The organism is Pseudomonas sp. H1_A03, from assembly GCF_054685145.1.
This window is the reverse complement of sequence record NZ_CP162829.1, coordinates 5,027,814-5,048,685: the sequence shown is the minus strand read 5'-3', so window position 1 is coordinate 5,048,685 and position 20,872 is coordinate 5,027,814. Positions and strand designations below refer to the sequence as shown.

21 protein-coding genes and 1 pseudogene are annotated in these 20,872 nt (G+C 63.0%); 15 read left to right on the top strand and 7 right to left on the bottom strand.

Annotated elements, in window-relative coordinates:
* Positions 1-15: 15 nt before the first annotated feature.
* Together AB4O35_RS23305 and AB4O35_RS23300 are read left to right on the top strand one after the other, a co-directional pair.
* A complete protein-coding gene (locus tag AB4O35_RS23305) occupies positions 16-891 on the top strand; it encodes a LysR family transcriptional regulator (protein WP_065946281.1) in 876 nt (291 codons plus the stop codon).
* Positions 892-968: 77 nt separating this feature from the next.
* Positions 969-1,355, top strand: a complete 387-nt coding sequence (locus tag AB4O35_RS23300) for a DoxX family protein (protein ID WP_065946282.1) — start codon at positions 969-971, stop codon at positions 1,353-1,355.
* Positions 1,356-1,410: 55 nt separating this feature from the next.
* Here AB4O35_RS23300 and AB4O35_RS23295 read toward each other — a convergent pair whose 3' ends face one another.
* The 3 genes from AB4O35_RS23295 to AB4O35_RS23285 all read right to left on the bottom strand — a co-directional run bounded on the left by AB4O35_RS23295 (position 1,411) and on the right by AB4O35_RS23285 (position 4,604).
* Positions 1,411-2,229: an alpha/beta fold hydrolase gene (locus AB4O35_RS23295; protein WP_049708817.1), complete on the bottom strand. Its 819-nt coding sequence runs from the start codon at positions 2,227-2,229 to the stop codon at positions 1,411-1,413.
* A 90-nt stretch (positions 2,230-2,319) separates the two neighbouring features.
* A complete protein-coding gene (locus AB4O35_RS23290) occupies positions 2,320-3,711 on the bottom strand; it encodes an alginate export family protein (protein WP_065876206.1) in 1,392 nt (463 codons plus the stop codon).
* Complete coding sequence (locus AB4O35_RS23285; protein WP_065946283.1) at positions 3,708-4,604, bottom strand: glyoxalase; 897 nt, start codon at positions 4,602-4,604, stop codon at positions 3,708-3,710. The genes AB4O35_RS23290 and AB4O35_RS23285 overlap by 4 nt, the downstream gene beginning before the upstream one ends.
* Positions 4,605-4,744: 140 nt before the next feature.
* On the opposite strand from AB4O35_RS23285, the gene AB4O35_RS23280 reads away from it, so the two are divergent.
* Entirely contained in the window at positions 4,745-5,812 is a 1,068-nt protein-coding gene (locus AB4O35_RS23280; RefSeq protein WP_065946284.1) for an NAD(P)-dependent alcohol dehydrogenase, read from the top strand.
* Positions 5,813-5,971: 159 nt separating this feature from the next.
* On the opposite strand, the gene AB4O35_RS23275 is transcribed toward AB4O35_RS23280, so the two are convergent.
* Entirely contained in the window at positions 5,972-6,271 is a 300-nt protein-coding gene (locus AB4O35_RS23275; protein ID WP_065881398.1) for a hypothetical protein, read from the bottom strand.
* Positions 6,272-6,473: 202 nt separating this feature from the next.
* On the opposite strand from AB4O35_RS23275, the gene AB4O35_RS23270 reads away from it, so the two are divergent.
* The 3 genes from AB4O35_RS23270 to AB4O35_RS23260 are packed head-to-tail and all read left to right on the top strand — an operon-like array spanning position 6,474 to position 8,639.
* Complete coding sequence (locus AB4O35_RS23270) at positions 6,474-7,133, top strand: TonB family protein (protein ID WP_175403057.1); 660 nt, start codon at positions 6,474-6,476, stop codon at positions 7,131-7,133.
* Positions 7,130-7,675: an RNA polymerase sigma factor gene (locus AB4O35_RS23265; RefSeq protein ID WP_065876202.1), complete on the top strand. Its 546-nt coding sequence runs from the start codon at positions 7,130-7,132 to the stop codon at positions 7,673-7,675. The genes AB4O35_RS23270 and AB4O35_RS23265 overlap by 4 nt, the downstream gene beginning before the upstream one ends.
* A gap of 37 nt (positions 7,676-7,712) precedes the next feature.
* Positions 7,713-8,639, top strand: a complete 927-nt coding sequence (locus tag AB4O35_RS23260; protein WP_065881396.1) for a FecR family protein — start codon at positions 7,713-7,715, stop codon at positions 8,637-8,639.
* On the opposite strand, the pseudogene AB4O35_RS23255 reads toward AB4O35_RS23260, so the two are convergent.
* Both AB4O35_RS23255 and gspH read right to left on the bottom strand, forming a co-directional pair.
* A pseudogene (locus AB4O35_RS23255) lies at positions 8,636-9,257 on the bottom strand (type II secretion system protein GspJ). The gene AB4O35_RS23260 and the pseudogene AB4O35_RS23255 overlap by 4 nt on opposite strands.
* Positions 9,254-9,706: a type II secretion system minor pseudopilin GspH gene (gspH, locus tag AB4O35_RS23250; RefSeq protein ID WP_460149311.1), complete on the bottom strand. Its 453-nt coding sequence runs from the start codon at positions 9,704-9,706 to the stop codon at positions 9,254-9,256. The pseudogene AB4O35_RS23255 and the gene gspH overlap by 4 nt, the downstream one beginning before the upstream one ends.
* Positions 9,707-9,799: 93 nt before the next feature.
* Between gspH and AB4O35_RS23245 the strand changes: the two genes are divergently transcribed.
* Positions 9,800-10,231, top strand: coding sequence for a type II secretion system protein N (locus tag AB4O35_RS23245; protein WP_065889397.1), 432 nt, complete (start codon positions 9,800-9,802; stop codon positions 10,229-10,231).
* Here AB4O35_RS23245 and gspI read toward each other — a convergent pair.
* Positions 10,218-10,583, bottom strand: a complete 366-nt coding sequence (gene gspI / locus AB4O35_RS23240) for a type II secretion system minor pseudopilin GspI (protein ID WP_049708806.1) — start codon at positions 10,581-10,583, stop codon at positions 10,218-10,220. The genes AB4O35_RS23245 and gspI overlap by 14 nt on opposite strands.
* Before the next feature lie 148 nt (positions 10,584-10,731).
* Between gspI and gspG the strand changes: the two genes are divergently transcribed.
* From gspG to AB4O35_RS23200, 8 genes are all read left to right on the top strand, one after another.
* A complete protein-coding gene (gene gspG / locus AB4O35_RS23235; RefSeq protein ID WP_049708805.1) occupies positions 10,732-11,181 on the top strand; it encodes a type II secretion system major pseudopilin GspG in 450 nt (149 codons plus the stop codon).
* Between the two features lie 8 nt (positions 11,182-11,189).
* The gene (gene gspK / locus AB4O35_RS23230) at positions 11,190-12,059 is read left to right on the top strand and encodes a type II secretion system minor pseudopilin GspK (RefSeq protein ID WP_175403058.1); all 870 of its coding nucleotides are present in this window, start codon (positions 11,190-11,192) and stop codon (positions 12,057-12,059) included.
* Complete coding sequence (gene gspL, locus AB4O35_RS23225; RefSeq protein WP_065946285.1) at positions 12,056-13,114, top strand: type II secretion system protein GspL; 1,059 nt, start codon at positions 12,056-12,058, stop codon at positions 13,112-13,114. Before gspK ends, gspL begins: the two co-directional genes overlap by 4 nt.
* Entirely contained in the window at positions 13,107-13,619 is a 513-nt protein-coding gene (gene gspM, locus AB4O35_RS23220; protein ID WP_049708802.1) for a type II secretion system protein GspM, read from the top strand. The genes gspL and gspM overlap by 8 nt, the downstream gene beginning before the upstream one ends.
* Positions 13,616-15,916 (top strand): type II secretion system secretin GspD, encoded by a 2,301-nt coding sequence (gspD, locus tag AB4O35_RS23215; protein WP_065946286.1) that lies wholly within the window; start codon positions 13,616-13,618, stop codon positions 15,914-15,916. Before gspM ends, gspD begins: the two co-directional genes overlap by 4 nt.
* Positions 15,917-16,643: 727 nt before the next feature.
* Positions 16,644-18,062, top strand: coding sequence for a type II secretion system ATPase GspE (gene gspE / locus AB4O35_RS23210; protein ID WP_065946287.1), 1,419 nt, complete (start codon positions 16,644-16,646; stop codon positions 18,060-18,062).
* The gene (gene gspF / locus AB4O35_RS23205; RefSeq protein WP_012723647.1) at positions 18,062-19,273 is read left to right on the top strand and encodes a type II secretion system inner membrane protein GspF; all 1,212 of its coding nucleotides are present in this window, start codon (positions 18,062-18,064) and stop codon (positions 19,271-19,273) included. The genes gspE and gspF overlap by 1 nt, the downstream gene beginning before the upstream one ends.
* A gap of 379 nt (positions 19,274-19,652) precedes the next feature.
* On the top strand, positions 19,653-20,837 hold the full coding sequence (locus AB4O35_RS23200) for a substrate-binding domain-containing protein (RefSeq protein ID WP_065876194.1): 1,185 nt from the start codon (positions 19,653-19,655) through the stop codon (positions 20,835-20,837).
* Positions 20,838-20,872 lie beyond the last annotated feature (35 nt).

Genomic DNA, 20,872 nt, shown 5'->3' with positions numbered 1-20,872 from the left:
TCAAAAGGGGCAGGCATGAATTGGGATGATGCACGGGTCTTTCTGGCGGTCTGCCGCGAATCAACGCTGCGCGGCGCCGCACGGGTGTTGGGCGTGGATCAGGCCACGGTGGGTCGACGAGTCAACGCCCTGGAAAAGTCCCTGAGCGCCACCTTGTTCCTGCGCACGTCCGAGGGCTATGCGCTGACGGCCGTGGGCGAGGCCGCCTTGCGTTCAGTGGAGAAAATGGAGCGTTCGGCCCTCGACCTGGAACGCCAGATCCAAGGCCTGGACGACCGCCTGACCGGCACTGTGCGGGTCAGCACCACGGACTCCCTGGCCATCGACTTCCTGATTCCGGCCATCGCCTGCCTGCACGACAAACACCCCGACGTGCGCGTGCAGCTGGACGCCTCCACCCAGATCCTCAGCCTGGCCAAGCGCGAAGCCGATATCGCCGTGCGCAACACCCGCCCCGACAATCCGGATCTGATCGCCCGGCGCATTGCTCGTTGGCCGGTGGGGCTGTTTGCCTCGCAGGCCTATATCGACCGCCACGGCGTGCCCGAGCCGGGCAGCCTGTTCGAAAACCATGACTTGGTCGTCTATCAGCCCTACCTGCAAACCCAGAAAGACCTGACCCTGGTTTCCGAACCGCTGGGGCGCGGGCGCATTGTCGCCGCCCTGAGTTCAAGCCTGCTGGTGCGCCGCTCCATTGCTGCGGGCATCGGCATCGGCGAAATTCCGGTGTACACCGGCGAACTGGACGGGCTGGTGCGCCTGTGGCCCGAGCGCACGCGGCCGTTGCCGTACGACGTGTGGCTGGTGACCCACGCCGATCTGCGCCACACCGCGCGAGTGCGGGTGGTGATTGATGAAATCGTCGCAGCATTTGCCGGTACGGGGGAGTGAGGTCAGCACAGGCTTGCAAGCAGGCGGATGGCGCCGTTGACACAATCGACGTTTGTCTCGACCAACAGAGAGCACGTATGAACGAATCAAAACAACAGGACCTGGGGTTGTTGTTTCTACGGGGCAGCGGGGCGCTGTTCCTGCTGTGGGTGCACGGTTTGCCGAAACTGTTGAACTACAGCGAACAGCTGAAGCTGATCGAGGACCCGTTTCACTTGGGCGCTCACATCACGCTGCTGCTGGCGATATTTGCCGAGGTGCTGTGCCCGCTGCTGATCATTGCCGGGGTGCTGGTGCGCCTGGCGTGCCTGCCGATCCTGGCGGTGCTGTTGATCGCCATGCTGGTGGTGCACCCGGAGTGGACGTTGCTGGAAGGGCAATTCGGCTGGCTGCTGTTGATCATTTTCAGCAGCGTGTTGGTCGCCGGGCCGGGGCGTCTGGTCGTGAGCCAACGTTTCTCCTGAGCAAAAAAAGGCCGGGCAAGCCCGGCCGAAATAAGGAGAGGGTGGTTCAGGTGTTTCAGCGGTTCAGGAACGCCAGCAGGTCTTCATTCAAGGCCTGGGCATGGGTCACGGCGAAACCGTGTGGTGCGTCCTTGTAGACCTTCAGCTCGGCGCCTTTGATCGAAGCCGCGGCGGCTTTGCCGGTGGTTTCGAACGGTACGATCTGGTCGCCGTCACCGTGGATGACCAGGGTCGGCACGTCAATCTTGGCCATGTCCGGGCGGAAGTCGGTTTCGGAGAAGGCGGTGACGCAATCCACGGTCGATTTCAGTGACGCCAGCATTGCCACCTGCAGGGTCTGCGTCAGCACGCCTTCGGAGACTGTCTGGCCCTTGTTGATACCAAAGAACGGCGTGTTGAAATCGCTGATGAATTGCGCGCGATCCTTCAACAGCCCGGCCTTGATGCCATCGAACACTTCAGTCGGCACGCCCTGCGGGTAATCCGGTTTCTGGCCGAACAGCGGCGTCACCGCACCCAGCAGTACCAGGCCGGCGACGCGGGCGCTGCCGTGGCGGGCGATGTAGCGCGCCACGTCGCCGCCGCCCATGGAGAAGCCCACCAGGGTCACGTCCTTGAGGTCCAGGTGTTCGATCAACTGCGCGATATCGTCGGCGAAGGTGTTGTAGTCGTTACCCGTCCACGGCTGGTCCGAGCGCCCGAAGCCACGGCGGTCAAACGCGATGGTGCGAAAACCACGGCTGCTCAGGTATTCCATCTGGTATTCCCACATGTCGGCATCCAGCGGCCAGCCGTGGCTGAACAGCACGGGCTTACCGCTGCCCCAATCCTTGAAGTAGATCTGGGTACCGTCTTTGGCAACGAATGTGCTCATGGAAAACTCCTTGGTGAATAGGCTGGAAAACTCAGGATCACTATTGCCCTTAAGCGTTTCGAGGGCTTGTACGGGTGTGCTTGCTTGGTGTTACCAACTGAACTTGAGCTCGACCCCCAGGTAATTGCTGTCATCACCGCCCGCATCGCGCAGGGTCTGGCCGACGTCGTAGTGCACGGCTTCGACGGCGCCGGTGAGGTTGGCGTTGAACACATAGTCAGTGCGCAGTTGTGCGTAGGCGCCGGTCCAGCGATCACCGCTGCCAGCGGTGCCGGCCACCGGCAGGTTGGGCTGGGTGTACACCGCATCGCTGGTGGTTTGCCGCCAGAGCAGGCCGATGGCGGTTTGCACGCTGAGCTTGTCGATCGGCTTGACGGTGATCGACGGCTTGAAGTGGATCAGGTTGCTGTAGCCCGTGTAGCCTGCGAGGGAAAAGTAGTAGCCGTTGGGAAACAGCGGGTTGAATGTGCCGACAGTGCCATCCCCGGTCTTGCGGTCGCCCGAGGCAATGTCCAATTGCAGGCCGAGGCGCGGCTTCCAGGCCAGGCTGTCAAAGGTGTAGCCCGTGCGACTGCCACCGGCCCAGGCGCGGATATCCTTGTTGCCCACCGAGCCACTTTGCAGCATCGCTTCGATGTCCCAGTCAAAGCCCATGGCCGCGCCGCCCAGGCGGGCGTCGAACAGGTGGCGGGTTTCGTCGCCGTCCGCGTCAAGGTAGTGCGCCGCGCTGCGTTCATACACGCCGTAGTAGGCCGACAGTTCGTTTTTACCGCCCACCAGCCGCTCGACCCGCACCATGTGGAAGCGTGCGTCACTATTGGATTTGTCGTCGAAGTGGCGCCCGTCCTGATACTGCACCGGCTGGCTGGCAATTCCGATAAAGCGCCAGTTCGACGTCTCCCAGTCCGCCCACAGCGCATCGAAGGATTGCCGCACGTTCGGGCCATCCCGCGATGAGATGAAGCGCTGCAAGTCGAAAGCGAAATCCTGGCGCCCGACACGTGCTTTCAGCGTGCCGCTGCTGAAGGCATTGACGTATTCGGCAAAGGCCAGGCGCAGGTCGACGCGGTTCTGGTCGGCGCCGCCGATCGTCGTCTTGTCATACGCGCGCACGTCTTCAAGCTGGGTGAACACCCGCCAGTTTTCGTTCAGGTGCAGGTCGGCATGCACCTGGAAGCGTTGGATCAGGTAGCGATCACGCTTCACATCGCGCACGCCAAAACCACTGGCATCGTTCATCTCGAAGCGCTCGCGCAACGTGGCGCCCAGGGACAAGTAGGTGAACGGGTTGGCAGCTGACAATGGGATGTACTTCAAATTGTCCAACGGCTGCGTGCGCAGCGCCGGGTTTTGCAGTACCGACCAGTCTTCCTGCCAGCGGTTGGCCTTGATGGTCGGGCGTGTCGCTTGCTCGTCGGCGTGGACGCCGCCGGCGAGCAGCGGCCACAGCACGGCCAGGCCCCAGCCTGTGCGACGCTTCATTTTGCCGCGTTGAGTTGGTGAATCTCCGCGACATAGCCGCCCGGGAACTCGACCAAAGCGCTGCGACGGCCTTTGCTGTCAAAGGCAGGCACCACTACCTTGGCGCCGGAGCCGGTGGCCTTGCCCAAAGTGGTCGTCAGGTCAGCCACTTGATAGCCGGTGGTTTCGTGGCCGAACGGGTAGGGCAGTTGGCCGTTGGTGACCAGCACCGCCATGCGGCCGAACGGCGACTCGATGTCGACGCGGCGATAAGTGCCGCTGGCTTGACCGATATCCACGCCCGGTGCGTGCCTGTCATCGGCCAGGACTTTGCCGTGGGAGAAGCCCAGGAACGACTTGATAAAGCTGTCGGCACGGTCGGCGCTGAGGTACACGCGGTTTTCCGGCACGGTCTGGAACGCGGCGTAATCCGGGGTCTTGGTGTGCCAATAGAGCTGCATATTCACGCCGCCTGGCCACTGCACCACGGCGTCACGCCCGATCGGGTCGGGGAAGTCACTGACGATCACCGCCGCACCGTTTTCCCGGGCGGCCTTGAGCGCTACGTCCATGTCCTTGACCAGGTAACCGTTGCGCTCCTGGCCGAACGGGTGCGGGATCGGCGTAGTGAAACCAAACAACGACACCGTGCCCGCCGGGGTCTGCAGCAATTGCGAGGTGGTGCTGCTCGGCACCGGCAGCACGTTCACCACCACCTGGGCCGTGCTTTTGCCGCCGAAGGTGGCCAGGAAACTCTGGGCAAAACGGTCGACATCGGCCGGCGCCACATAGACGTGGCTGGTGTCATATTGCGGGGCCACCGCTACCGCGGGTGTTGCCGCAAAGGCACTGCCCATCATGGCCCCGGCCAGCAACGTGACAGCCAGCGATACCGTCCTCACTTTTTTACACATGCCCACTCTCCAGCGTCTTGAGAAAGTCAGGAGCTTAGGGGCCGCGCAGTAACGCGGATTGTATGGACGTGCTCGGTTGAACGATTCAGCGTCTATGCGGGTCATCTGACTTCCAGCATCCGATCACACAGGTGAACGAAATGGCCAAGACTTACAGCTACGCCGCCCAGAACGCCAAGGATTCCCTCAAGCCCTTTACCTTCGAGCGCCGCTCGCCGGGGGCGGATGATGTACAGATCGACATTCTCTATTGCGGGGTCTGCCACTCCGACCTGCACACCGCGCGCAACGAATGGAATAACACCCTGTACCCCTCCGTACCCGGCCATGAAATCGTCGGCCGCGTCACGGCAGTAGGCGCCAATGTCAGCCAGTTCAACGTCGGTGATTTGGCGGGTGTCGGCTGCATGGTCGACAGCTGCCAGCACTGTGCGTCCTGTGCCGAGGGCGAGGAGCAGTACTGCGAGAGCGGCTTTACCGGCACCTACAACGGCCCGGTATTCGGCGGCGAAAACACCTTTGGCGGCTACTCCGACAGCATCGTGGTCAAGGAGAAGTTCGTGCTGCGCATCTCCCACGACGCTTCCAACCTGGCCGCCGTCGCGCCGCTGCTGTGCGCGGGCATCACCACCTATTCGCCGCTGCACCACTGGAAGGTTGGCCCCGGCAAGAAGGTCGGTATAGTCGGTCTCGGTGGCCTGGGCCATATGGCGGTGAAGATCGCCCACGCCATGGGCGCGCACGTCACGCTGTTCACCACCTCACCCAACAAACGCGAAGACGGCCTGCGCCTGGGCGCAGACCAAGTGGTGGTATCGAAAAACCCGGACGAAATGGCCAAGGTCGCCAACAGCCTGGATTTCATCCTCAACACCGTCGCCGCACCGCACGACCTAGACGCCTTCCTCAACCTGCTCAAGCGCGACGGCACCATGACCCTGGTCGGTGCACCCGACAGCCCGCACCCGTCGCCCACCGTGTTCAACCTGATCTTCAAGCGCCGCAGCCTGGCCGGTTCGTTGATCGGTGGTATCCAGGAGACCCAGGACATGCTGGACTTCTGCGCCAAGCACGGGATTGTCTCGGACGTGGAAATGATCGATATCCAAGGCATCAACGAGGCGTATGAGCGGATGCTCAAGGGCGATGTGAAGTACCGGTTTGTGATTGATATGGACAGCTTGAAAAAGGAAAGCCACGCGGCTTGAGATACGCGGCAAGTCCAAACTGTGGGAGCGGCGGTTCAACGCTTCGACTTGCTCGCGAATGCAGAGTGTCAGTCACTGATGATTTGACTGATCCACCACATTCGCGAGCAAGCCCGCTCCCACATTTGTCACATGTGTACTCAGACAATTTCTAACGGCTCAAGGCCGCTGCGGCTTCACCGACGTACCAAACGTGTTGCCCATACGCACACTGGTCGCCGCCGGAGTGGCTAGACCCACTTTATTGGGCTGCCGCTTTTCGACGGAAATGTTCTGTGCCTCCTGGTTCTTCTTCGCCGCCTGTGCCGCATTCGTGTCATTGCCCATCTGCTGGCTCAAACAACCGTAGTCGGGCGCCTTATACCCATCCACCGTGACCTCTGCGCAATTGTCGGCATGGGCACTCAAGGGCAGGGCGACGCACAGCAACAGGCTGACAAGGGACGGTAACACGTTCATTCAGGGCCTCCTGGCAGGCCCGGGAGGTGGGCCGTTATGGCTAGCAAGTCTAGTGCAGCAGGCCTTACGTCACTGTGATGTTTTTTTTGCTATCACCGTAACATCAGGTTCATAAACTGGCCTCAGGATGACGGTTTTCTAGGGCGCGTCGGTCGTGCAGCGATGCAGAGCAGGGGGTGAACAGGGAGTCTGGAGGCGCGTCATGTGCGCCCTGGTCTTGCTGTTGCTGGTGGTCGGTGGTCGTACGGCACTGGCAGCGTCACCCCTGCTGTCGTTGGACCTGCCGGCGCAGGACCTGGAGCACGCACTGCAAGCCTACAGCCGCGCCACCGGGATGGCGGTGCTGGTGGACCGCGAGTTGACGCGGGGCCGGCGCTCGATTGGGGTGCGCGGGCGCTTTACGGCGCAAGAGGCACTGGCGATGTTGCTGACAGGGAGTGGCCTGATGGCACGTTATGCACGCAACGATGCGTTTACCTTGCAGACACCGCAGGTCAGCCAGCCGCCGCCCACCCAGGGTGCGGCTGCACGCAGCGTCGCGCGGATCAACAACAGCTACGCGACGGCGTTGCAACACGCCATCGAAACCAGCCTGTGCCGTTCGCCGCTGACCCGGCCCGGTAGTTTTCGCGCGCTGGTGCAGGTATGGGTCAACCCGGACGGGGTGATTGAACACAGTCGGCTGGTCAGTTCCACCGGCGATGAACAACGCGATGAAGCACTGGTGCGCAGCCTGAGTGCGGCCCGGGTCGAACGCCCGGCGCCGAGCTCACTGCGCCAACCGGTGACTTTACTTTTGATGCCCGACACAACAGGAACGCGCATGGAATGCACAGTAGCGAAAGGAACCTGGGGCGGATGAAAAATACCGGGCACAGTCCGATGGTCAGCTTGTTCCTGGCCTCCTACGAAGACTTCAAGGTGCGTTTGCGCAAGCGCCTGGGCTCGGAGGACCTGGCCAACGACGTGCTGCACGAAACCTACCTGCGGGTCGACCGCATGGACGTGCCGCCGAACCTGCAACAACCCAACGCCTACCTGTACCGCATGGCCTTGAACATCGCCGCCGACCGCCGCCAGGCCGACGCGCGTCTGCTCACCGGCAGCGAAGTGGAGGAACTGTTGCAAAGCGCCGACGAAGCCCAGGACCCGTCGCGGGTGGTGGGTGGCCAGAAAGAAATCCAATCCTTGGTCAAGGCCCTCTACGAACTGCCGGCACGCCGCCGCAAGATCCTCATCGCAGCGCGACTGGAAGAAGCCCCGCACCTGGAAATTTCCCAGCGTTTCGGCATCTCCACGCGCATGGTCGAGAAGGAAATCAAGGCAGCCCTGGGCCACTGTGCCAAGCGCCTGGAAAGAAAAGTGATTCAGCGGTTCGGTCCCGGGGCCGGAAAACCGTCTTAGTGTCGAGTCCCTGATAAATCCGTGAGTACGTGCGCGCTTGAATATTTTTAGCCTCTCCACCGCCCGGCAATCCGCCGCCAGCCCCCTGCACGATGAAGCCCGCGACTGGCTGCTCCTGCTGACCTCGGGCCGCGCCACCGTGGCCGACGCCAAGGCCCTGCAGGCCTGGTGCGCGCAGAGCGCGGAACATGCCCAGGCGTTCGAACAGGCCAAGGCATTATGGCGCGACGTGGTCCCGGCCCTTGAACAGGTGTCGCAACCGCGCAGCTTTGGGCGTCGTGCCTTCCTGGGCGGTGCGATTGCTGCCTCGGCGGCCGTGGTGATGGTCCGTGCCGGCGTACCGGGCGGCTTCGCCGGACTCACGGCGGACTACCGCACCGAAGTCGGCGAGCAGCGCCAGGTGATGTTGAGCGAAGGAATAAGCCTGGAACTCAATACCCAGACGCGCATCAGCCGAGTGGGGCAGGGCATTGAATTGCTTGAGGGTGAAGTCGAGGTGCTCGCCCACATTGCGCAGCCGCTCAAGGTCCAGGCCGGCGAAGGCTGGGTCAGTGCGGCGCAGGCCCGCTTCAATGTGCGCAACACCGACCACAACGTGTGCGTGACCTGTATCGAGGGCTCGCTCATGGTGGACATCGCCGGGCGCAGCGTGCGCCTGGACGGTGGCCGGCAACTGACCTATGGCAACGTCGGGGTCAGCGAAGTGACCACGGTAGACACCCAGGCGGTGGTTGCCTGGCGTGAACAGGTCCTGGTGTTCAACAACGCCACGCTGGCGACGGTGGTGGATGAGATCAACCGCTATCGACCGGGGATGCTGGTGTTGCTGAACAGAGAACTCGGCCAACGCCGGGTGCAGGCGCGGTTCAGCTTGCAGCAGTTGGCAGGGGTGGCGTTGTTGATTCGCGATGCGTATGGGGCCAAATGTACGGAATTGCCGGGTGGAGTGGTGTTGTTGAGTTAGTTCAACGACCTCAACGGCCCCACCACCTGGCGATATTTTTCCACGCCTAGCGGCGTCTGCCGCACCAGGCTGATTTCCAGCCCCAGCGGGTCCTCGCGGCGATTACCACTCAACTGCCGCCATCCCTTATCCGCCTCCCACACCCGCACCTGCAAATCGCTCACGCCGGTCAACACCACCACCGCCATCCTTCGCTGCCGGCAGCGGATAGCGGTCCCGCGCGGGCGCCGCTGCCCGATACAACGAGTCGCCTTTGAGCCACCAGCGAACCCGTTGCAGCCCGTCACCTGCCACCGGGGCGCTGCGGATCACGTCCAGGCGAAAGCCCTTGCTGTCGGAACTGCGCACCGTCACCGCAGCCAGCCCCTCTGTTTTAGCCGCCCCATCTTCCGGCGCGCTGGGGACGGCGAGTTCAACACTGGCCCGCAAGCTGATATCCCGCTGCATCTGATTCAACGCTCTCAGCAGCACCTCTGTTTGCTCGGTGCTCGCCTGCAAATGCTGATCAGCGCGGGTCACGCTGTCGAGGCCGCGCCAGGCGATCACGCTGACCAACGCCATCAGCATGATCGCCACCATCACTTCGATCAGGGTGAAGCCTTGCTGGGCGTTGTTCATGGCTGGTTCACCACGCGCATCAAGCCGGCGGCGTCGCGTTGCAGGCTGAGGCTGTGTTGCCCATCGGACAGCACCACCCGCAGCGGTGGGTTGATCCATTCGGCATTCAGCACCAGGGTTTGCCGGGGTTCGATGTTGATTTGCATTGGCGTGCTTTCCCATAGCCGTGGGCGCAGTTGGTCGTCGTTTTTAAACGTCTCGATACCTGTCCCATCATCCCTTTGACGATTGAAGCGAAAGCCCTTGGCATCGGCCCGCCAGGTGATGGGGCGGCCGTCGGCGTGGGCGTCGGCCTGGGCGACTTGCAGCAGTTGGCTCAGGCGCTCGGCGTCCTTGCGCAGCAGGTGCAGTGGGTCGGGTTTGATCGTGAGGCTGATGGCGGCGCTGGCGATGCCGATGATCACCAGCACGACCATCAGTTCGATCAGGGTGAAGCCTTGCTGTTTCATCGCGCGCTTCCTGGAAAACTGGGGAGTGTGTGAAATAAAAGCGTGCGAATTGACCTGTAGGCTGGTGCGACGGACAAACAGGAGGTCCACCCCATGACATTTGCCCATCGTTTCACCCTGGCCCATGGCGTGCAGGCGCTGGGTGTGTTGGCCGCACTGGCTGGCCTGGCGGTCTGGACGCCGCTGCTGCTCACCAGCGCCGAATCCCATACGCCCCAAGCCACGCCCCAGGCATTGGCGGCGCGCAGCGATAACCCGGCGCTGCAATGGTTTTCCAATGCGCCGACGGCGCTGCAGGTAAAGGTTACCGGCGTGCTGGCGGGCGCCCGTGGTGCGGTGGCGATCCTCAGTCTGAATGACGGCCCGCCGCGCAGTTTTCTGCTGGGTGAGCGCCTCAGCCCCGGCGTGCGGCTGACGGCCATCGAAGGCGATGGTGTGGAGATAGAACGCGGTGGCGAGAAACTGCGCGTCAACCTCGACAAGCTGCCGCAGGGGCCTGCGTTGCCCATGCTCACTCGGCCATGACCTGGGTGTCCAGGCGGGCCAGGGGCGGCGCTTCGCGGCTGGCGTCGAGCACCTGCAGGTTGACCTGAAACAGGCGCCCATCGGCGTTGATGGTTTGCTCGCACCGCAGTTTCAAGCGGCCCTGGTCGCACTCGAAGGTTTTCTTGCCGCTGCGCAGGTGCCCCTCCAGGCGCAACTCCGCCAGGCGACTCTGCGCCGCCAGCAACGCGATCGACTTGTCGCGTAACAGGCCGTTGCTCTGGGCCATCAGCCCGGCCACGCGCACGGCGGCGGCCATGGCCACGGCGATGATCGCCAGCGCCACCAGCACCTCGATCAGGGTAAAACCTTGCTCCTTGCGTCGGCCGTACATGGCGCTCTCAAAGCCGGGAAACAGGCCCGCAGACTAGCGCCGGCAGTTGACCGATTGGCGACCGAAACTCCCGAGGATTTTCAATACGACTGACATGTGTTCTTGCAACACTGCGCCACGAATTGCACTCAAGCCAAGGAATGTCGAGATGGATATCGCGCGCCTAACGTCCCCATTGCCAGGCCCTCGCGGGCAGCGTGGCTTCACGTTGATCGAGATCATGGTGGTGGTGGTCATCCTCGGGATCCTGGCCGCGATGGTGGTGCCCAAGGTCCTCGATCGGCCGGACCAGGCACGGGCCACCGCAGCGAAGCAGGACATCGGCGGGTTGATGCAGGCGTTGAAACTCTATCGCCTGGACCACGGCACTTATCCGAGCATGAACCAGGGTTTGAAAGTACTGGTGGAACGCCCGGCGGATGCGAAGAACAACAACTGGCGCGCCTACCTGGAACGCCTGCCCAACGACCCTTGGGGCCACCCTTATCACTACCTCAACCCGGGCGCCAATGGCGAGGTGGACGTGTTCTCCCTCGGCGCCGACGGCCAGCCGGATGGCGACGGCGTGAATGCCGATATCGGCTCCTGGCAGTTGTAAGGCGCGCCATGAAACGGTATTCGCCCGCAGCGGCGAAGCAGCGCGGCATGGCGATTATCAGCGCGTTGCTGATCGCCGCGGTGGTGGCGGTACTGGCCGGCGCCATGCTCACGCGCCAGACCGTGTTCACCCGCAGCCTGGAAGCCGAGCAGTTGCGCATCCAGGGCCAGTGGTTGTTGCAGGGTGGCCTTGAGCGCAGCCGGCAGATGCTCTGGGACGCCCGCCAAAAAGACGTGCTCACCCGCCTCGATCAACCCTGGGCCCGTGCCCAAGGTGGCGTGTTTGAGGGGCGGATCGTGGACGAGCAGGGCAAGTTCAACCTGCGCAACCTGGTCAATCGCCAGCAGGTGGACACCGAGCAGTTGCAGAGCTTCGAGCGGCTGTGTCGCCTGATCGGTGTCGACCCGGCGGTGAGTCGGCGCATCAGCCAGCGGGTGATCGCCTCTTATGAACCCCCCGCCAAATACCCGATGCTGCGCAGCCTCGATGACTTGAGCGGGATCGAAGGCCTTGACCCTATCGTGTTGCAGCGCATGCAGGCGTACATCAGCGTGTTGCCGGGCCCTACCTGGGTCAACGGCAATACCGCCAGCGCCGAAGTGCTCAGCGCGGTGGTGCCACAGCTCAGCGTGTCCCAGGCCCATGGGCTGGTGGCCGAGCGTGACGGTGGGCACTGGTTTATCAACCGCGGGGATTTCGTCAACCGCTTGCGCTTGCCCCACATCGAGGTGGATTCGGTGCAGGTGGGCATTACCAGTGAGTGGTTCCGCTTGCAGGGCCAGGCTCGCCGTGAACAGCGGCGCGTGACGATTGATGCGTTGTTGCATCGCCCCGAAGACCGCGAGCCACGGGTTATCTGGTCGCGGGTGGGTGTATGAAACGCTTGCGCATTGGCTTGCCGCCGCTGGATCAGCTGACCCTTGAGAGCCAGGTAAAATTTGCCTGGCTGGACCGTGGCGTGGTCATTGAAGAGGGCTACGCAAGCCTGGCGCAGTTGGGCAAGGCCCGCCAGGCCGTGGAGTGTTTCCTGCACCCGCGCGACAGCTTGCTCACCAGCCTGGAGCTGCCACCGTTGCCGGCCGCGAAAACGGCGGCCGCCGTAGCCTGCGTCGCGCAGGCGTTGATCCTGGGCCCGGTGGAACAGATGCAGGTGGCCCACGGCCCGCGTGAAAGCGATGGGCGCGTGCAGGTGGCTTGGGTGCCCAAGGCTGCTCTGGAGCGGCTGGCGCAGGTGCCACTCAAGCTGCGCGGCGTGTACCCGGCGCCCTATGCCTTGCCGGTGGGCACTGCGGCGCTGGACGAAGGTTATCTGTTGACGCGTGACAGCCTGCAACAAGGCGCGGTGCACCCGTTGGGCTTGCAGGCGCTGGGCGTGCAGCGGGTGGATGCGCTGCAACGTTGGAGTGGGCCAGTGCCCACATGGGGGTTGCACGGTCGCCTGCGCCAACCCTCGACTGCCGGATGGGGCAGGGCGCTGGCGTGTGTGGCGCTGGCGACGGCCATCTGGACCGTTGGGCTCAACCTGTACGCCGCGCGCCAAGTGGATGAAGGTCAGCGACTCAAGGCCTTGATGAGCCAGCAGGTGCGCCAGGCGTTTCCCGAATTGCCGGTGGTGCTCAACCCCTTGCAACAGGCCCGTCAGCAATTGGCTGCGCGACAGACCGGCGCGGCCGCAGACCCAGGGCAACGCTTCACCAGCCTCCTGCAACTGGCGGGCAGCAGCCTGCCGTTCATGGTCGGCAGCGTCGACAACCTGACCTTTGAACAAGGCCGCTTGCACGTGGAATTACTCGCCGACAGTCGTAACCCGACGGCTGAGGGTGAATGGCAGGCGGCGTTGGCCCAGGCCGGCTTTACGGCCACCCGCGATGACCATGCCTGGACCATTGGCCCGGCGCCGGCAGCGGAAAAGCCAGGGGCCAGCGATGAATAAAGTACAGCGACTGCGCAGCCAGGCCCAGGTGTTCTGGCGCGGCCTGGCCCTGCGCGAAAAACGCATGCTCGGCGGCGCCGGCCTGGTCCTGGCGAGCCTGCTGACCTGGCTGGTACTGGTGCAGCCCGCGTTGAAGAAGATCGACTACTGGCAGGCCGAAACCCCCAAGTTACGTGCCCAGGCCGCCGCTTTGCAGGTGTTGTTGCAGGACGTCGCTGCGCCTCGCCAGGGCGATGAAACCGCGTTGCGCCAAGCCCTCGATGGCGCCGGCCTGCAAGGTCATTACCAGTTGCAGGCGCTGGAACCCGGCGGCTGGCGCCTGACCTTCGACAACGCCCCGGCCGATGCGGTGGTGGGGTGGCTGCTGGGCAATGCCCGCGCGTTTTCTCTGGAGGTGTCCGAGGCGCGTTTGCAGCGCACCCTCGACACCGTCGATAACTCGGCCGGCACTGTGTCCGGGACCGTTCGCATGGATCAGGCGCTTGGCGCTAAGGAAGCTTCATGAAGTGGTCAGTCCCCCCTTTTCGCATGGTCGCGCCGCTGCTGGTGCTGGCCCTGAGTGCGTGCAGCAGTCAGTCAACCACGCCATTGCTGGTGGACAGTGAACTTGGCCAACCCTTGGCCGACACCCGCCGCAGCGGTGAGACGGTGTTGGATCGCCAACGTGAACCCGCATCCCAACCGCCCGTCCAGCATCGGGTTACCAACAGCGCTCGCAGCCACGCCCCGGCGGTGGTCAAGGCCCGCAACCCACTGGGCGACCAGCCGGTGCAGCTGAACTTTGTCGACGCCGATATCCAGGCGGTAGTGCGCGCGCTGTCCCGTGCGACCGGCCAGCAGTTCCTGGTCGACCCACGTGTAAAGGGCAACCTCACCCTGGTCAGCGAAGGCCAGGTGCCGGCGCATCAGGCCTACGACATGCTATTGGCGGCGCTGCGCATGCAGGGCTTCAGCGTGGTCGATGTGGGCGGCGTCGCCCAAGTGGTGCCCGAGGCCGATGCCAAGTTACTCGGCGGGCCGATCTACACGGCCGGCAGCAGCGGCATGCAAACCCGCACCTTCCGTCTGCAATATGAAAACGCGGTGAACCTGATCCCTGTGCTGCGCCCCATCGTGTCGCCGAACAACCCGATCAATGCCTACCCCGGCAACAACAGCATCGTCATCACCGACTACGCGGAAAACCTCGCGCGTGTCGCGCAGATCATCAACGGCATCGACACCCCCAGCGCCATCGACACCGACGTGGTGAAGGTACAGAACGGCATTGCCGTGGACATCGCCGCCATGGTCGCCGAGCTGCTGGAAACCCAGGGCGCCGACCAGACCCAGAAGATCAACGTGATCGGCGACCCGCGCTCCAACTCGATCATCATCCGCTCCGGCAGCCCGGAGCGTACCGAGCTGGCGCGCAACCTGATCTACAAACTCGACAATGCACAAAGTAACCCCAGCAACATGCACGTGGTGTACCTGCGCAACGCCCAGGCGGGCAAGCTGGCGCAGTCGCTGCGCGGGTTGCTCACCGGTGAAAGCGACTCCGGCGTCAGTGACGATGCCCGTGGCAAGCTCAGCGCCATGGGCGGCAATGGCAAGAACACCGAAGGTGCGAGTAACGCGCAAAACAGCAGCGGCACACCCACTGGCAGTGGTGTGCAGTCGGGCTACGGCCAAACGGCCGGTTCGACCAGCAGCACCGCTAATGGCGGCATCTCCGGCGATGCAGACAGCGCGTTCAGCGCCGGCGGCGTGACCATCCAGGCGGACGCCACCACCAACACCTTGCTGATCTCCGCGCCGGACCCGCTGTACCGCAACCTGCGCGAAGTGATCGACATGCTCGACCAGCGCCGCGCCCAGGTGGTGATCGAAAGCCTGATCGTGGAAGTGAACGAGGACGACGCCACTGAGTTTGGCGTGCAATGGCAGGCCGGTAACCTGGCGGGCAAGGGCGCTTTTGGTGGCGTGAATCTCGGCGGCAGCGGCGTGATTGGCACGCCCACCAGCCCGACCAGTATTGATGTGCTGCCCAAAGGCCTGAATATCGGGTTGGTCAACGGCACCGTGGATATTCCCGGCATTGGCAAGGTGCTCGACCTCAAGGTGTTGGCCCGCGCATTGAAGAGCAAGGGCGGCACCAATGTGCTGTCCACGCCGAACCTGCTGACCCTGGATAACGAAGCCGCGAGCATTTTTGTGGGCCAGACCATTCCGTTTGTCACCGGCAGTTATGTGACCGGGGGTGGGGGCACCAGCAACAACCCGTTCCAAACCGTGCAGCGTGAAGAGGTGGGGCTCAAGTTGAATGTACGGCCGCAGATTTCCGAGGGCGGCACGGTGAAGCTGGATATTTACCAGGAAGTCAGCACCGTGGATGAGCGGGCTTCGGGGACGGCGGGTACGGTGACCAATAAGCGTGCGATCGATACCAGCATTTTGTTGGATGACGGGCAGATCATGGTGCTCGGCGGGTTGCTGCAGGATGGGTATAGCCAGAGTAACGACGCGGTGCCGTGGTTGTCGGATATTCCGGGGTTGGGGGCGTTGTTTCGCAATGAGAAACGCAGTGTGAACAAGACCAACCTGATGGTGTTTTTGCGGCCTTACATTATTCGGGACAGTGGGGCGGGGCGCAGTATTACGTTGAACCGGTATGAGTTTATGCGCCGGGCGCAGGGGGGGTTGCAGCCGGAGCATAGTTGGGCGATGCCGGATGTGCAGGCGCCGCAGTTGCCTTCGGTGGAGAAGGCGATTCCTGGGCAGCAGGGGCCTCGGGCGGTGATTCGGGCGGTGCCTAAGTGAGTGTACATATCCGTTGCTGCGGTCACGGCCGTTTAGGGTTCCGCTCTTACAGCGGGTCACTTTTGGCAAACGCCCCAAAAGTAACCAAAAGGTCTTCGCCCCACCACTCGGCACCTCGCCTAGGCTCGGTGTGCCCTCACTCCGGCTTTGGAGCGTGGGCCGCCGCGATGGGCCATCCTTGGCCCAGCGCGGCTAACCCGGCGTCCTGCCGGGTTACCCACGCTCCAAAGCCTGCGTTCGGCCAGCGTGGTTTTACGGGGCGCCTAAGATCAAAATCAAGAGCAAAAGCAGAGCGCGGCGGCCTTAGAACCGACCGGGTTTTTGAGGCCGATCTCGGTCACCTGTGGGAGCTGGCTTGCCTGCGAAGGCATCAACTGGATATGCCTGATTCACCTGGGCGTCCGCATCGCAGCAATGCGGCGATCCGACAAGCCAGCTCCCACAGAAAAGCAACCTACGGTGCACAAAAAACTGCCTTTGCTCCACACCACTCAAGCCGGCTGTCAGGCCGCTGTGCTTTCGCTTTTGATCTTGATTTTGATCTTAGGCGCCCCCCAAATCCCTGTCGGATTACGGGCACACCGAGCCTAGGCGAGGTGCCGAGTGTTGGGGCAAGAGCCCTTTGCTTACTTTGGGGCTTTTCCAAAGTGAGCCGCCGTAAGGGCGGAACCATAATCAGCCGTTACCGCAGCAACGGATATGTACACCTTCAAAAAGGGCCAACCCCATGAGCCTTCTGCCCTACGCCTGGGCCAAATCCCAACGCATCCTCCTGCGCCCCGGCGAGCAAGGCATGCTACTGACGGTGTGCCCCTCGACCCCAGGCTGGTCCATCAGCGAAGTCCACCGCCAGTTCGGCCAGGCCCACCTCGAACAGGTGCGCGACGACGAACTCGACGGCCTGCTCACCAGCGCCTACGCCGACACCGGCAGCGCCGCCGCTGTAGTGGGCGCCGCCGAAAACGAGGTCGACCTCGACCGTCTGATGCAAGACATGCCCGAAATCACCGACCTGCTCGACACCCAGGACGGCGCGCCGGTGATTCGCATGATCAACGCCTTGCTCACCCAGGCCGCGCGCGACGAGGCCAGTGATATTCATATCGAACCTTATGAGACCCATTCCGTGGTGCGCTACCGCGTCGATGGCACCCTGCGTGACGTCGTGTCGCCGCGCAAGGCGTTGCATGGCGCGCTGGTGTCGCGCATCAAGATCATGGCCCAGCTCGATATCGCCGAGAAACGCCTGCCCCAGGATGGCCGCATCGCGCTGCGTGTGGCGGGGCGGCCGATTGATATTCGGGTGTCCACGGTGCCCACCGGGCATGGCGAGCGGGTGGTGATGCGGCTGTTGGACAAGCAGGCCGGGCGTTTGCAGTTGGAAACCCTGGGCATGGAGCCACAATTGCTCGCCCGCCTGGACACGTTGATCCGTCAGCCCCATGGCATTGTGCTGGTCACCGGGCCCACCGGCAGCGGCAAGACCACCAGCCTGTACGCCGCGCTGGCGCGGCTGGATGCGAGCACCAGCAATATCCTCACCGTGGAGGATCCGGTGGAATATGACCTGCCGGGCATCAGCCAGATCCAGGTCAACGCCAAGATCGACATGACCTTTGGCCTGGCCTTGCGCGCGATTCTGCGTCAGGACCCGGACATCATCATGATCGGCGAAATCCGTGACCTGGAAACCGCACAAATCGCCGTGCAGGCTTCGCTTACCGGCCACTTGGTGCTCGCCACCTTGCACACCAACGACGCGGTGTCGGCGGTCAATCGTTTGATCGATATGGGGGTTGAACCGTTCCTGTTGGCGTCGTCGTTGCTCGGCGTGTTGGCCCAGCGCCTGGTGCGGCGCCTGTGCCCGCATTGCAAGCAGGAAGACTTTGCCGCGCCCGGCATGTGGCGCCCGGTGGGCTGCGCGCAGTGCAACCAGATCGGCTACAGCGGCCGCACCGGTATCCATGAATTGTTTTGCGTCGATGACGACGTGCGCAGCCTGATCCACCAGGGCGCCAACGAACAGGACCTGCGCCTGGCCGCGCGCCGTGCCGGGATGTTCAGCATGCGTGAAGACGGCGAACGCTGGGTGCGCAGCGGCGCCACCGCGCCCGAAGAAATCCTGCGCGTGACACGGGACGCCTGATGAATCGCTATCGCTACGAGGCTGCCGATGCCAGCGGCAAAGTCGAGGCCGGGCATGTGGAGGCCGACAGCCAGAGCGCGGCCTTTGCCAGTTTGCGCAGCCGGGGTTTGACCGCGTTGCTGGTGCAGATCGAAGGCGGCCAGCCCGCGGCGGCGGGCAGCAGCCTGTTCACTGCCAAACTCTCAGACAATGATTTGGCCTGGGCCACGCGGCAACTGGCTAGCCTGCTGGGCGCCAGCCTGCCGTTGGAGGCGGCGTTGAGCGCCACGGTGGAGCAGGCCGAGAAAAAACACATCGCCCAGACCCTCGCCGGCGTGCGCGCCGATGTGCGTGGCGGCATGCGCCTGGCGGAGGCGTTGGCGGCGCGGCCACGGGATTTTCCGTCGATTTACCGCGCGCTGATCGCGGCGGGGGAGGAGTCCGGCGACCTGGCCCAGGTGATGGAGCGCCTGGCTGATTACATCGAGGAGCGCAACAACCTGCGCGGCAAGATCCTCACTGCGTTCATCTACCCTGGCGTGGTGGGGTTGGTGTCCATAGGCATCGTGATTTTTTTGCTGAGCTACGTGGTGCCCCAGGTGGTCAGTGCGTTTTCCCAGGCGCGCCAGGACTTGCCGGGGCTGACCCTGGCGATGCTCAACGCCAGTGACTTTATCCGTGCCTGGGGTTGGCTGTGTTTCGCCGGGATCGTCGGCGGTTTCTGGAGTTGGCGCCTGTATTTGCGCAACCCGGTGGCGCGTTTGAATTGGCATAGCCGCGTCTTGCGCCTGCCGCTGATCGGGCGCTTTGTACTGGGCCTGAACACCGCGCGGTTTGCCTCGACCCTGGCGATTCTTGGCGGTGCCGGCGTGCCGTTGCTAAGGGCCTTGGAGGCGGCGCGGCAGACCCTGTCCAATGACCGCCTGAGCCAGTGCGTCAACGACGCCACCGCCAAAGTGCGCGAAGGCGTCAACCTGGCCCCGGCGCTGGCGGTGGAAAAGGTGTTCCCGCCGGTGCTGATCCACCTGATCGCCAGCGGCGAAAAAACCGGCTCGCTGCCGCCGATGCTCGAGCGCGCGGCGCAGACCCTGTCGCGGGATATCGAACGCCGCGCCATGGGCATGACCGCGTTGCTGGAACCGCTGATGATCGTGGTGATGGGCGCCGTGGTACTGGTGATCGTCATGGCGGTGCTGTTGCCGATCATCGAGATCAACCAGTTGGTCACCTGACTGACGAAACCCACATTTGAACTGCGCCCATTCAGTTGGTTTGCCGACATCCTGGCCGCCACGCCCAACCTCGGGTTCCTCATTCCGTCACATCCCACCCCCCTCGACACACGCCACACCGCCTCCAGCAACCCCGCACTGAAACCTCGCTGTCACCTGCCCCGAAACCGCTCAAAACCATGACCAAAACACCCGAGAATCTTTTTAAAATCAAGGCGTTCCTCCCGAGGTTTTTTCCCATAACCGTCATCGGAAACTGCGACTTTCTCTCCATGGTTTTCACCCCTGGCCACCCCCGCAACATGGCTTGGGACCGAAGCCATGGCGTCATGCAAGAGCCATCTACCCAACGTACAAACACGACGAAAGGAGCTTCTTCATGTTTAAGCGCAACGTTCTCGCGGTATCCATGACCCTCGCTTCACTGTGCTCGGCACAGGCTGCATTCGCTGACGTAAACGGCGGCGGTGCAACCCTGCCACAACCGCTGTACCAGACTGCCGGCGTACTCACTACCGGTTTCGCCCCTTACATCGGCGTGGGCAGCGGCAAAGGTAAACTGGCGTTCCTGAACAACGACTACAGCCAGTTCGGCACTGGCACCAAGAACGTGCACTGGGCTGGCAGCGACTCGAAGCTGAGCTCGTCTGAACTGTCGACCTACGCTTCCGCCAAACAACCTGCCTGGGGCAAGCTGATCCAGGTGCCTTCAGTCGCTACTTCGGTTGCCATTCCGTTCAACAAGGCTGGCGATGCAAACGTTGACCTGAGCGTTCAAGAGCTGTGCGGCGTGTTCTCCGGCCGTATCGTCGATTGGAGCGAAATCTCTGGCGCCGACCGTACCGGCCCGATCACTGTGGTTTACCGCACTGACAGCAGCGGCACTACCGAGCTGTTCACCCGTTTCCTCAACGCCAAGTGCACCGAAAACGGCGAGTTCGCTATCACCACTTCGTTCGGTTCCAGCTTCGCCGGTGGTCTGCCTGCAGGTGCTGTACCGGCCACTGGCAGCCAAGGTGTGATGACTGCCCTGGCAGCTGGCGACGGCCGCATCACTTACATGAGCCCTGACTTCGCTGCTTCCACCCTGGAAGGTCTGGACGACGCTACCAAGGTTGCGCGTGTAGGTAAGAATGAAGAGACCGGTGCTGAAGGTAAGTCGCCAGCTCCGGGCAACGTTTCCGCTGCTATCGGCCAGGTACCGGTTCCTGCAGCCACCCCTGCCAGCATCCGCGCCAACCAGGACAACTGGGTACCTGTATTCGGCAAGAATGGTGTAGCCGGTGTTCAACCTTACCCAACCTCGGGCTACCCAATCCTCGGCTTCACCAACCTGATCTTCAGCCAGTGCTATATCAACGCTGACCAGACCAACCAAGTACGTGGTTTCTTCACCAAGCACTTCGGCGCAACTGCCAACAACGACGCCGCCATTTCGGCCAACCGTTTCGTGCCACTGCCAACTAGCTGGAAAACTGCCATCACCGAAACGTTCGTGACTTCCGGCAGCGATCTGAGCATCGGCAAAACCAACATTTGTAACGGCAAAGGTCGTCCGCTGTAACCCAGGCTTTCAACGACCCGCAACACCTGATCAGC